At 44.9% G+C, this 13278-nt stretch carries 8 protein-coding genes; 6 read left to right on the top strand and 2 right to left on the bottom strand.

All coding sequences use genetic code 11. The features are described 5' to 3' along the window. Positions 1-46: 46 nt before the first annotated feature. On the top strand, positions 47-1312 hold the full coding sequence (locus TSUB_RS20580; RefSeq protein WP_087017110.1) for a hydroxymethylglutaryl-CoA reductase: 1266 nt from the start codon (positions 47-49) through the stop codon (positions 1310-1312). A 45-nt stretch (positions 1313-1357) separates the two neighbouring features. Here TSUB_RS20580 and TSUB_RS20575 read toward each other — a convergent pair whose 3' ends face one another. Together TSUB_RS20575 and parM are read right to left on the bottom strand one after the other, a co-directional pair. Next, positions 1358-2023 (bottom strand): hypothetical protein, encoded by a 666-nt coding sequence (locus tag TSUB_RS20575; protein WP_087017112.1) that lies wholly within the window; start codon positions 2021-2023, stop codon positions 1358-1360. Further along, positions 2016-3080 carry a plasmid segregation protein ParM domain-containing protein gene (gene parM, locus TSUB_RS20570; protein WP_087017114.1) on the bottom strand — a complete coding sequence of 355 codons (1065 nt, stop codon included), beginning with the start codon at positions 3078-3080 and terminating at the stop codon, positions 2016-2018. Before parM ends, TSUB_RS20575 begins: the two co-directional genes overlap by 8 nt. Before the next feature lie 280 nt (positions 3081-3360). Here parM and TSUB_RS20565 point away from each other — a divergent pair, with 280 nt between their 5' ends. The 5 genes from TSUB_RS20565 (at position 3361) to TSUB_RS20545 (ending at position 13218) form a co-directional block, all read left to right on the top strand. Beyond that, positions 3361-4242 carry an NAD(P)-dependent oxidoreductase gene (locus TSUB_RS20565; RefSeq protein ID WP_087017116.1) on the top strand — a complete coding sequence of 294 codons (882 nt, stop codon included), beginning with the start codon at positions 3361-3363 and terminating at the stop codon, positions 4240-4242. A gap of 4 nt (positions 4243-4246) precedes the next feature. Next, on the top strand, positions 4247-4831 hold the full coding sequence (locus TSUB_RS20560; RefSeq protein ID WP_087017118.1) for a leucine-rich repeat domain-containing protein: 585 nt from the start codon (positions 4247-4249) through the stop codon (positions 4829-4831). A gap of 208 nt (positions 4832-5039) precedes the next feature. Next, positions 5040-6998, top strand: a complete 1959-nt coding sequence (locus TSUB_RS20555) for a PKD domain-containing protein (protein WP_087017120.1) — start codon at positions 5040-5042, stop codon at positions 6996-6998. A 257-nt stretch (positions 6999-7255) separates the two neighbouring features. Beyond that, positions 7256-10564: a leucine-rich repeat domain-containing protein gene (locus TSUB_RS20550; RefSeq protein WP_087017122.1), complete on the top strand. Its 3309-nt coding sequence runs from the start codon at positions 7256-7258 to the stop codon at positions 10562-10564. A 212-nt stretch (positions 10565-10776) separates the two neighbouring features. Continuing rightward, the gene (locus TSUB_RS20545; RefSeq protein WP_087017124.1) at positions 10777-13218 is read left to right on the top strand and encodes a leucine-rich repeat domain-containing protein; all 2442 of its coding nucleotides are present in this window, start codon (positions 10777-10779) and stop codon (positions 13216-13218) included. Positions 13219-13278: the final 60 nt, after the last annotated feature.

The following is a 13278-nucleotide window of genomic DNA, read 5'->3' as shown; positions in this document are numbered from 1 at the left end:
AAATAAGTACAATTGTTCGCCCAAAATGCAGTAACCAAAGAAGCAAATGCCTAAACTCAATTTCCAGCAGAAAAGTTTCGAACATGCCAAGCTCGGCAACCTATGCAGTGATGCGATTTCAGAAAAGCTTAGCCGCCCTGAAACACCGCTTCGTGCTGTTCAAACTCGCAATCCTTACATTTCCCCTAAGCAAGTAAGCAAACGCTGGAATGTGTTGGATAATGAAGATGCAAAAAGGCAGCTGTTCGATAGCAAAACCGAACAGGATATGGATGCCTATCAAAAGAACATTGAGAACTTTATTGGCACGGCAAAAATGCCCATTGGTTTGGTCGGCCCGATGCGTGTTAATGGGCTGTTTGCTAATGATGACTTCTACTTGCCGCTTGCGACAACGGAAGCCGCATTGGTTGCGTCCTATAATCGTGGTGCACAACTGATCAGTGAAGCAGGTGGTGCCAGTGCTATGTTGGTGAGCGAAGCCGTGTTACGCACACCGGGGTTTTGCTTCGATACACTCGCACAAGCTGGCCAATTCGTGGCTTGGGCGGTAACACGCTACGATGATTTTAAAGCTGTGGCACAAAAAACGACGCGTCACGGCAAGCTGATTGATATTAGCGTCAACATAGAAGCAAATAATGTTTACCTCATCTTCGAGTTCACTACAGGTGATGCCTCAGGGCAAAACATGGTGACAATCGCTACGAATGAGGTCTACAACTACATTCTTGACCATTCACCAATAACGCCGAAATATGCTTACGTTGAAGCAAACTTGTCAGGTGACAAAAAGGCGACAGCACAGAGCCTACGCAACGTACGTGGCAAAAAAGTCTCTGTCGAGATCATCATTCCCGCAGAGCTTGTTAAAAAGCGCTTGCACACCAGTGTTGACTCCATGGTGAACTATTGCCGACTTTCTGCGACAGGCGGTGTGTTGAGTGGCTCTATTGGCGTACATGGCCACTACGCGAATGGTCTTGCAGCACTTTATATCGCCTGCGGACAAGATGCTGCATGTGTCGCCGAGTCTGCGGTGGGCATTACGCGACTTGAAAAAACTGATGAAGGCGCACTGTATGCCTCGGTCACAATGCCTAACCTGATGGTGGGAACAGTTGGAGGCGGCACGTCACTGCCTAGCCAAAAAGCGTGTCTTGATATCGTCGGCTTAGCTGGTGAAGGTAATGCAAAAGCGCTGGCAGAAGTCACTGCCACCCTCTGCTTAGCGGGTGAACTTTCCATCATTGGTGCGCTTAGCGCTGGCCATTTCTCTCGCGCACACCACAAGCTAGCGCGACATAAATAACGCGCTTCTTTTGTCGTCACTCATGATCTGCCGCATTGAAGGGCATTAGAAAATGCCCTTTTTCTTCAACTTCTGTACGTGCTTCAATCGCGTATTAAGATCATCGACAACCTGAGTTTCTTTGCGCTGAGGTTTCACCGAACTTCCCTCTGATAACGCCGCTTTTAACTCGTTTACTGTTTTTTTCAGTTCAGCAATCTCGCTCGTTTGCTTATCAAGTTGCTGAACCAATTGACGGCAATCACGTTCGGCTGTTTTGCCCAAACGCGTATCCAAGCTATCCGATATTTTCGATACAATGCCATCAAAATGTGCATCTGTGTCTTGTCGCTGTCGTTCTAACAGTGCCCCTATCCGAGATAAGAGCGTGTCATGTCCTTCGCTCTTATCACTTTCCATTAGCCGCAACGGCTCGAGGCCAGCCCCTTCTAATGTGTTAAACAACGTGTCCGGCGTAATTTGTTCTTCCGTCAATTGCAGGCTCAGTCTTTGCGTCATCTCGGGTGAGAGCAAATGCAAGAACAGGCCACTTAAGTAGACCTGCTTATGAACATGAATGGCATTGTGCTTCTCGAGTGTTGACTGGTTGGAAGAAGGTGCCTGACGCGCCTTCGCCCACTGGTGCATAATCTGACTTGCATATAAGTCAGAAGGATTGTTGAGAGGGTCAAGAAAGATGGAATAGCTGATCCGCTTTAACCGACTAGCCATTAACAACCTCTACCGGGCGCGCGTATACATCCACCTCTTGATCCGGAATGCTGATCGTTTCACCATCAGCATGGTACAAGCAAAGTTCTCTTGCGAGTGCTTCTTGAGGTTGTTCAACAAGTACGACTTTTTCTCCGAGTGTCGCGTAAGCATTCTTTATCGCAGGGTAAATGAGACTAGCGCCTCCACCGACGAGATAGACACGGTTAGGGTTCTTGGCGAACTTTTTTGCTTCATACGCTACTTGTTTGCCCAATTCTTCAATTTTGGTATTAATCTTTTCGAGGATCATGGGGATCTGAGTTTCATCGTTCACGACTTCTGTTACGAACCCTTCATCGCCACGTCGCTTAATAAGTTCGTTTGCCACTAAGTAACTCGCATCACTGTCCGCGACTGCCAACGACTTTCTCGCGACATCTGTCACCATGGAAACACCAATTTCATTGTTGCCATAAATAGCAGAAACATCATCAAACTCGCCCACAACGACGCCCATATCGAGTGTCGTTCCGCCAATATCAATAACCAGTGAACGGTTGAAGGCACTGACATTTGATAGGCTTAACGTCGATAACACAGCAGGTAAACTCTCTGGCATCACCTCTACATCGACAATTTCAAATAGATTTCCCTTGTTCAATGAAATATCGCGCATTAGGTTTGCACGCTTTCTGGCTATTTTTTCTTCATTCTTTTGGCAATCTTCAGCATTGTAGTACTCAGTGATAGGCAAGGTCACAACTAACGCAACAGGGCCTGGCTCAATACCGGTTTGCAGTAAGGCATGATGTACGCTCAATAAGTTGAGGTCGTCATATTGATAGTCAACATGGGTGGTTTCAAGTGCCTTATCAGACGTCGCATCATAAGTGTATTTAGAGGTTCCGACGGTGTAGTTATAGATCTTTTTGTCTTTGCGAAGTGCAGCACTCTTCCAATTCGTTCGAAAGGAATTTGGTGAGATGATAGTGTTTAACTTACCATTATCTAACCAACTCACTTTCACGTTGGTAGAACCATCGTCAACTGCAAACTTTCTTACTACTTTGTTCATTGCTCGTCCAAATAAAACTTAGCTAACCCCAACGCCGTTCAGTGCTTTACCAACCACCGCCATTGAGCATGATATTTGTGCGACATTGAAACCAAATGCGCAATACACAGCAACTTTACCGAACGGGAATTGAAGCAAGCCATCAGATCCGCAATTTATTTAAAAATCCTTTAATTACACACCATTAATGGTCGTTACAGAGCACATCACCAGCGCTATCGCTAGCGCGCCTCAGTGCAGCGCGTTAATATAACCACCTTAAGAAACTCAACAGGAAAAAATAATGAGTCTAAATGTCGCTTTCATTGGATTAGGTACTATGGGCTATCCCATGGCTGGCCATCTGGCTAAGCACGGATACAACGTCACGGTCTACAATCGAACCACAAGCAAGGCTGAAAAGTGGGTCGAAGAGTACGCTGGTAGCTTTGCTACGACGCCAGGCGAAGCCGCTGAAAACGCGGATATTGTTTTTACCTGCGTTGGAAACGATAACGATGTGCACGAGGTTTATTGTGATGAACAAGGTATTTTCAGCCACGTTAGAGAAAATACCCTGCTTGTTGACCACACAACTGCGTCACCCGATATTGCAAGAAGACTCAATGCACTCGCCATCGAACATGGTTGTCGTTTCATTGACGCGCCGGTATCTGGTGGTGAAGCTGGGGCAGTCAACGGCGTGCTAACGGTGATGGCTGGAGGCGCTCTCGAAGACTTTGAAAGGGCAAAGCCAGTTATGTCAGCGTTTGCCAAGTCTTCTGCCTTGATGGGCGACTCAGGTGCGGGGCAAGTCACGAAAATGGCGAACCAAGTGTGCATTGCCGGCATCTTACAAGGCTTGTCCGAAGCCGTAACATTGGCACAAGCATCGGGCTTAGACATCGAAAAGATGGTTGATGTATTAAAGCATGGCGCAGCGGGTTCATGGCAAATGGAAAACCGTGCGGCTACTATGGCAGCTGACAAATTCGATTTTGGTTTTGCTATCGATTGGATGCGCAAAGATCTGGCGATTTGCTTCGAACAAGCCGATAAGCTCAATGTTGAGTTACCGCTTTCTAAGCAAGTTGACGCGGAATATGCCAAACTTCAAATAGCTGGCGAAAACCGCAGTGATACTTCGGTACTTATTAAGCAGTTCAAACGCGAAGCAGAATAAACCCATGATGAATGCCTTCTTCCAATTTCTTTCGACTTTTTCAGTTCGCCGCTTTTGGTGGAAGGCATGGTTACTGTGTTTTACTGCTTCGAGCTTTGCGGCAGGCCCCGGCGTCGCCGAGTTAAAAATGCTCGATTTTACGGATAGCTACGGTAACGTCAGAATGCGCCACCAGCCCAAATTTGACTTTCCTGACCCTCTGAAAGTTGAACGCGACTTTAATCTAGAAGGCTCCGACATTGCCCGCCTCCCTAACGATTTAACCGTAAATGGGAACCTCAATCTGTCCTATACGCCGATATCTCGCTTACCCAGAAAACTCTACGTCGGTGGGTATTTGAACCTCGCTTACACCAAAATAACACGATTAAAAAACGGCCTTAGAGTCAGAGGTGATCTTTCTTTGATCGGCACACCAATGACGCAGTTGCCGCAACGTATCACCATAGAAGGTGACCTTTATATCGGCAATACACAGATTAAAGCGCTTCCCGCTCTCCTGCGGCTAAAAGGTAATCTTTATTTAGGCGGTAATCCCATGCCTGAAATACCACAATCAGCGCAAATTGACGGTATGATTTATTACTGATAACGTATCTTTTTCGTAGTACTTTCACCCCATCCTATAACAACGATGTTTGTTTCACGATCGCCACAATTCACTTTAACCGTTTAAATACGCGTAGAGTAATATCACACTTGAATAGGTTGAAATCGATTACGATACAATTGCTCACAAATTAGCCAAAAACAGGTCATTAACCTTGTTCATAAGTTAGTCAACAAGGAAAAGACCAATGAAAGCCAAATACTATGCGTTTATATTTACGGCCATTTTGGGTATATCTGCATGCGGAAGTAGTACGGATGATGTAAAAAAGTCAAACAAGCCACCAACTGCAATCGCAGGGCCTGACTTCAGTGCCAATGGTAATACCACCCTGACTTTAAAAGGCAAGGGAATCGATCCTGAGAAAAGGCCATTAACGTTTAAATGGCATCAAATCGATGGACCTAAAGTGACACTTAACAATGAAAACACCGCTAACGCCCATTTTGTAACGCCTGTTTTAGACGCTCAAACCAAACTCACATTCCGCTTAACCGTCACTGACGATAAAAAAGCCAGTGCTACTGATGATGTAGTGGTGACAGTGAATGCCCATCGCCCGCTCAAACCTACATTTACATTAGAGTTAGATGACGAGTACTACGCCGCACCAGAAAGTGTGTTTATCGTCCCGTTAAAGATTAACTTAACGACACCACAAACAGTGATTACATCAATAGAATGGAAGAGAGTTGATGGATTAGACTTGCCTGTGACAATAAAAGATGACAAGGCAAAGCCACGTATACTTATCCCAAGTCGTGTTAAAAAGAATGACTATATCGCATTGCAAGTCACTGTTTCCTCCGAAGATGGCTATACATCATCTAAAGTTGTAAAGGTGATCTTTGAATCAAAACATGCGCTTATCAAAGACCTCTATTTTAATGACGATGCACTTGGTAAGTGTGTTAAGAGTAATATTAATAATAGTCAAACAAAAACAACGGAAGACATAAAGAGGCTATTCTGTGGTTCAAAATTCAACATTGTAAACTTAATGGACTTGAGCTTTTTCCCCAACCTAGAGGTTCTGAATATAAGCTCAAGAGCGCTAATCGACGTCAACAGTATTTCTTTTTCAAACGTTAAGAAACTCCACTTAAAGGGAGAAAACATTCAGTCCCTTGATTTTTCATATCTAAGACGACTCAAAGAGCTGCACTTACGTAACATGCCTGATGTCCAAGACGTGAAAATATCACACTCAAATTACTTGACCAGAATTGATATCAGAGCCCTACCTATTACTGAGTTCATCATACCTAAAGGTGCAGACAACCTTGAAATATTAATGCTAACATCGACGAGAATAAATTCTATAGACACGACAGAACTCGTAAAACTAAAAAGGCTATCACTTGTAAACAATACACAGCTGAACGATTGGAAGAGTGGCGTCCATAAGCATCTACAAGCACTCAAAATCACTCATACGAATCTACATGAAATTTCAGTAAGCGATTTTAAGAACCTGATGGTCCTGGAACTTAGTTCGATGAAGCATTTACAGCATCTCAATATCAAAGAGAATGTGAAAATGACGTACTTGACAATCTCGGATGTTGCACTTGATACCATTACGCTAGAAAACAACACACAATTAGAAAGAGTTATGATATCAGGAACTAAAGTAAGTAAAATTGATCTAAACAAAAATAAAAATTTAAGCATCCTAGAACTCAATAACAATCTCCTTGAAGAAATTTTCGTCAATGAAATACCCAATCTTCAATACGTTAATATTGAGAACAACCGACTTTCTTCAATAAGATTCAATGACTCATTTACACCCATCGAGATGAGACTATCGAACAACGTGGATTTAGACATTCACTGGTATTTTATGGAGCTAAAAGACCTCGTTACACTCACTATCGAAAATACTAAAGTCTTTGACATTGAGTTAGATTCAGCTCAGAGTCTTGAACAGCTAAACCTCGTAAATTCTGATGTAAAAACACTCACGTTCCACGATGACGCATTTACAGGCGATCACGCCTGCATCATGTACTTTGACTCCCAGTTGAACCAAGCAACCATTAATACCATCGATAGCTTCGCTAATTCTCGTGACAGTATAAAACTGTATAAGCAAAAACCTAGCGGCAGTGCGAGCTTCAGCTCACTTTGCCCTACTCCCTAAACCTATCGCCAGCGCGACAATCGCGCTGGCTTCTTGATTAACCTGCCCGTAGAGGTTACGCGCTCATTAATATACTCAAGCCGTACATTAACGATAATTAATGGCATTATTGACCCAACATAATTATCCATTGCGCGCCAAAATTAGCGACAGCATCCAATTTTCCTTTCAAGCCCCAAGTTAAAACAAACTATTACAAATATAGCACATAGCAGTTTTTATGATTACTCCAATGTCTACTATAGGGAGTAATATCCATGAATACAGTGCAGAAACTCTTCATTCTGCTTTCCACCATACTACTGCTCGCTTGTGGTGGAGGCGGCGGTGATAGCAATGAGCCCTCGCCCAATAAACCACAAAATCACGTCCCCACTGCCAACGCTGGTGACGATCAAACTGTTCTTTCAGGCGCACACGTGTCGATAAAAGGGACTGGCACCGACGCGGACAAGGATCCTCTCACCTTCCACTGGCAACAACTTTCCGGCGACTCGCTCACACTAATTGCGTCTTCAGATGAAGTACTCTCATTTAACGCGCCTATTGTTGAACAGGAAACCCATTTTCGCTTTGAGTTGACGGTCGCCGATCATCGCCAAGGAAAGGCGACAGACACTGTCACAATTACGGTAAAACCTAAACCCTCAGGTCCGCAACCCACGTTAACTGTAGACTTGGGTTTAGACCACAACACCCATGAAAAAATGCAGCACCATTTGGCCGCCAATATCACCACACTGAATGGTGCGAAAGTCGTTGCTTATAAATGGGAAGTCATTGAAGGTGTTGTCAATAGTCCAATTGTTGACCAAGTCAATTACTCTTTCATCGCCCCAACCGTTGAGCAAGCAAAGAAAGTTGTCATTCGACTGACTGTGACTGATCAACATGGGCAAACATATTCCGATGATGTCACGTTCACCATCAACCCTTTACCAGCTAAACCGCACGTTGAGGCAGGTGAGAATCAAACTGTCATCGCTGGCGAAACCGTGACCCTGACAGGGACTTTTGATAGCACACTCGAAGGAACCTGGTTTCAAGATGCAGGCACAAAAGTCACGCTAGCGGTAGTCAATTCACACACGGTGACATTTACTGCCCCCGACCTCAGCGATACTGAAACATTACGCTTTGAGTTGCTGGTCAAACACCCTGACCATCCTGACCAAGTTTCAAATGATGCTGTTTACATCACCATCAAACCTAAGCCAACCCTATCCTTTGTATTAAAAGGTCCCCGACTTGGCATAGAGGAAGGCAAAGCAGCAACCATTCACAATGAAATCACGCTAATGAATGGCGAAACCTTGGATAAGGTTACTTGGACACAAACCCAAGGTGAAACCGTCACGATTCAGAGCCAATCCGACGCGCAGCTCACCTTTATTGCCCCCAACAGTAGCGAACAAACACCCATCGTTAGCTTCAGTGTGACGGTTAAAGGCCAAAGTGGCGTATCCGTGACAGAGAGCATCGATATTCATATATTCCCGAAACCCAAACGCCCAATTGTTGACGCAGGCCCTAACAAAACTATCTTATCCAACCATACGACCTACTTATTGGGCAGTGTCAAAGGGAATGTTGCCGTTCAATGGGAGCAAGTCTCTGGGCCACAAGGGAAGATAACATCGCCCAATACTCAATCGACGGGATATATCGCGCCAAAAGTGACCGAGGCAACCCAAGTCGTCCTGCAACTTTGGGCATATAACGCTTACGACCGTGAGATAAAGTCGAGTGATGAAGTCACTATTACGGTGCTTCCTATCCAAGACCAAAGTAGTGAAATAGCATTAGATTTAGGGAGTAACCTGAAAAAAATGGCAGGTGAGGAAATCACCTTTAGACCCGTCATTCACAACCCTTACAAGCTAAAACTGTCCGAGCCGAAATGGCAACAAACGCTTGGCAGCAACGTCCTCGATGGCAACTCTCGCAACCAACTTGGCTACCTCCGATTTAGGCTTCCTCGCGATGCACAAGAAGGAGACCGTTTCAGTTTTAAATACAGTGTCACTACAGAAACGGGGAACGTTTATAGCGATGACATTACCATCACCATCGTAGACAAACATATTGTGATTAACGATATTGTCTTTACTGACGCTGCGATGAAAGCCTGTGTACTTGAGAATGCTGAGCGACACAGATGGACCACAACAAATCAGGTAGACAACCTCAATTGTGAATCTGGCCACAGAATCCAACATATTGATGACCTCAGTCACTTCGATCAGCTCAGCAAATTGAAGATTGCATCGCGCGACTTAACACAGTTTGACACACAAAAGGTGCCTGAACTTCGACATCTAAACCTGTCGGTGAGTCGTGATTTAAATACAATCGATTTTGCACTGGCACCTAAGCTCAATCACCTTACCCTCGTCGGCGAGATGACTCCCTATCAGGTCGATCTCTCTCCCTTATCTGCTTTACGCTATTTGCGCATTACTTGGTTAAAAATCGATACTTTCGACATTCAAAGCAACACGTTTCTTGAGCATGTAAGCCTAATGTCGCCATCGGTGAGGTCTCTCGATTTTAGCCAGCAACAAAAACTCGTCGGATTGACGATCTACAATGCCAAAAACCTCGCTGAACTTGTCGTAGAGAAGAAGCCGCTGATGCGAACCTTGCTCGTATCGCGCAGTGCACTCACATCTGTTGATGTATCAAGTGCGCCGAGCCTCGATCATCTTTGGCTATTTAAGAATACAAACCTCACCGCTCTCGATCTGACTGAAAATACCGTTCTAACAGGCTTAATAGCGACAGAGACAGGCCTAACTGAACTGAATGTGGGTCACCTTGGGCAGCTTACTGAACTCAACATTTCAGGCACAAGAGGCGTTGTCGACCTTGATATTACTCCTTTAACAGTGCTTGAAACGTTGAATATCAGTAACACGGGATTAAAGGGTATCGATTTGAGTAAACTTTCGAAGCTCAAACACTTAGAAGCGGCGGGCATGGAATGGACAGAAATCGATCTTAGCCACTTTGATCGGCTCGAAACCCTCTATCTTGCTAACAATCTGTTATCGGGTTTTGACTTTACTGATGCCAAAACGCTGAGACGGTTGGACCTAAGTAACAACAAGCTCGAAAGCTTCGACGCATCTGGCACTAACCAGTTGGTATACCTAAATCTAGCCAACAACCAACTGACAGATCTTACCCTCAGCCAAGATGTGCGCGCCCTTAAGCAATTGCGCATTGATGGAAACAATTTTGCTCAGTTCGAATTACCCAACCTCGAGAACTTGCAAGCATTAACGGTAGCTGGCGTAAATATTGATACGCTAAACCTGACACTTGTACCCAAACTGCGCTATCTCGACGTCTCTAATACGCCTTTGACCAGCCTAGAGCCGCATGAAAACATGACCAAACAGGACAGTTGTATCATTGCAATCAACAACCAGTTAACGGATGAGGTAAAAGACGCGCTCACTCAACTGGCGCGTGATCACTACCAATTCGGGGTTTACTTCCAAGAAGACGACTTATATTTGGATTGTCCAGACTTGAACTACTTAGGAAGGAATTACGACTAAATCGCAAAAAGCCCCAGCCATGGTGGGGCTTTTTGTCATCATCTTACTGAGATCGAAATGGTGCGTTACTGGCACATTACTACTGATTTCACAGTGATGCATGCCCATATGGCATATACAAACAAATTCAAACGTTAAACCTACACTCACTAACAATTTCAACTGTTTATATCAGTAGCATATAAGCCCTGAATCAAAGAAGGAGCTTATTCATGTTTCACCGTTCATCGATTGCGGTACTGATCGCATCTCTTGGGTTGGCTGGTTGTGGTAGTAGCAGCGGCGGCGACGCTGTTACCCCTACTCCTCCTGCTGGAAATAAACCACCGATTGTCGAAGCTGGCCCGAAAGATAATATTGGCTCAGAAAATGAATATACCTTGAATGGTGTTGCGGAAGATCCAGAGAAAAAAGCCCTCACTTATAGTTGGGCTCAGGTCAGCGGCCCACGTGTCATTGTCATTAATGCCGATAGCGCGAATGCCAAGTTCAATGCCCCAAGCGTTGATAAGGATACAGACCTTGTTTTCCGGCTCACCGTCACCGATGACAAAGGCGCGCAGGCAAGCGATGACGTAACCATTACGATCAAACCTATCCCGAATCCCCCAATGGCAAAAGCGGGACCTGACCAAACCGTTGTCGCAGGTGAGACGGTGCATTTGCGCGGTGAGTTTGACCTCAACACCTCACTTCGCTGGACACAGGTAGGCGGGACTCCAAAAGTAAACTTGCTTCGCGAAGTTACCCATTTTCCAGAGTTTGTTGCCCCTGAAGTTGATACCCCTACGCAACTGACTTTTCGTTTTAAAGTGACGCGAACCAATAACACCGATTCCTATGGCAGTGATGATGTCACTATCACCGTCAATCCAAAGCCATCTATTGCCATAGATTTAGGTGCTGATCTGACCGCTAACGAAGGCGAAAAAGTCACCCTGTCACCGAAAATCGTTCTTCACTACGGCGCGAAAGTTAAGGAGACAGACTGGACACAGTTAAATGGTGAGACACTCAACATTGATACACCAATTAATAGCAATTTGACGTTCACCGCGCCTTTAGACGCTGCCGCCTTCCCCTATGTCGAGTATCGCCTCACTTTGGTAGAAGAACACACAAACAAAACCTACAGCGATACCGTCCGCATCAATTTTAAAGACAGTGCCAGCACCATCGCTGAGATTAACTTTGCCGATCCAGGCATGGAAAAGTGTGTCAAAGACGCAGCCAAGGATAAAAAATGGACACACCCATCTCAAGTGACTCACCTCAACTGTTGGCGTGAAGCTGATTTGGTGTCAACGCGTGATCTGTTCCATTTCGATAATCTCACCAAGTTTGAAGCAAGAGGAGCCGGTATAACCGATTTCGATGCCGGTGCGTCCAAACATTTACGCGAGCTAAGACTGGCCACCGACAAACTCGCCTCAATCGATTTTAGCAAGATGCCGCGACTGGAATTTCTTTACTTAGAAGATATGGATTCGATGGCAACCCTTGATCTGTCGGCGCTACAAAGACTTGAGATACTGCACATTTACGGCATGCCAATTGGGGCTATCAACCTTGATGACAATGCCTTGCTAGAAGAAATTTATTTGCAAAGCACCAAAGTATCCACCCTGAGCACTGAGAAACTAGCGCATCTTAAGCTACTGAGTTTAAAGAAAAACCCCGACTTCAAACAACTTGACTTGCGTGCACACATTAAACTCCGCACTATCCTTGTAGAAGATAGTCAAATGGCAACCATAGACCTTTCCGAACAGAGAAATCTATGGTCTCTTTCACTCGCGAATACACCAACACTGGGAAATATTGACCTCTCAGCAAATACTAAACTTACCTCCCTTGATCTCACAAACACTGCAGCGACAGCCATAGCGCTTGATAAAAACACCCAATTGAAAGAGCTGAAGGTCAAAGGTAATCCCGCACTTGCGCAGCTCGATCTCAGTAAGCACAGTGAACTCGTTAAACTCGTTGCAGATGGAACAAAACTCGGCGATATCGATTTATCAGCGAATACCAAGCTTCAGACGATAGATTTATCTGGTCTTGGTATCACTACGTTTGATCCAAGTCGCTTCCCTAACCTTGGATGGCTGGATTTGAGCGAAAATGACATAGCAACATTAGACGTTTCGAAGAACGGTCAGATTCAATCGCTTTACTTAGCAAACAACAAAATTGCGGAATTGGATCTTTCTCATGTTAAAGACCTGATCACAATCGATATTCGCAACAACAACACACAAACACTGAACTGGCACCCAACGTCCACTCAGGAAGTGCTACGAACGGTTCGCATCGACAACAACAACGCCTTGCTACCACTACCCATCGATAAGATTAGCCGAGCAACAACGCTAACCCTGTCGAATACCCAGCAAGGGGATTTGGATCTAACCGCGCTCACACGTTTGCGCCTACTTGATATTTCAAATACCCAAGTGGCTAACCTTACGTTCCACGACAACTTGCGAGGAGATAATGCTTGTTTCTGGGTTCATGGCGCGCCAATCAACGAGACGACTCGAACCCACTTAAACACACTAAATGGTGACCCCCAGTCTACTGTCCATTTCACAAAGCCGGCTACTAGCTTTGATGAAAGTTGTCATTACTATCGGTACTACAATCATGATTAAGGTTAGACACATCGACTTAACAACGTACAAAGAAAAAATACGTTGGATAAAAATTCAATA

Origin of the sequence: Thaumasiovibrio subtropicus (assembly GCF_019703835.1) — a bacterium.
In the GTDB taxonomy this organism is placed as follows: domain Bacteria; phylum Pseudomonadota; class Gammaproteobacteria; order Enterobacterales; family Vibrionaceae; genus Thaumasiovibrio; species Thaumasiovibrio subtropicus.
This window is presented reverse-complemented; position numbering and strand designations above follow the sequence as displayed.

Bases quoted from the DNA above. Each gene is read 5' to 3' on its own strand.
- TSUB_RS20580 (WP_087017110.1), top strand. From the start codon at position 47: ATGCCTAAACTCAATTTCCAGCAGAAAAGTTTCGAACATGCCAAGCTC.
- TSUB_RS20575 (WP_087017112.1), bottom strand. From the start codon at position 2,023: ATGGCTAGTCGGTTAAAGCGGATCAGCTATTCCATCTTTCTTGACCCT.
- parM (WP_087017114.1), bottom strand. From the start codon at position 3,080: ATGAACAAAGTAGTAAGAAAGTTTGCAGTTGACGATGGTTCTACCAAC.
- TSUB_RS20560 (WP_087017118.1), top strand. From the start codon at position 4,247: ATGATGAATGCCTTCTTCCAATTTCTTTCGACTTTTTCAGTTCGCCGC.
- TSUB_RS20555 (WP_087017120.1), top strand. From the start codon at position 5,040: ATGAAAGCCAAATACTATGCGTTTATATTTACGGCCATTTTGGGTATA.
- TSUB_RS20550 (WP_087017122.1), top strand. From the start codon at position 7,256: ATGAATACAGTGCAGAAACTCTTCATTCTGCTTTCCACCATACTACTG.
- TSUB_RS20545 (WP_087017124.1), top strand. From the start codon at position 10,777: ATGTTTCACCGTTCATCGATTGCGGTACTGATCGCATCTCTTGGGTTG.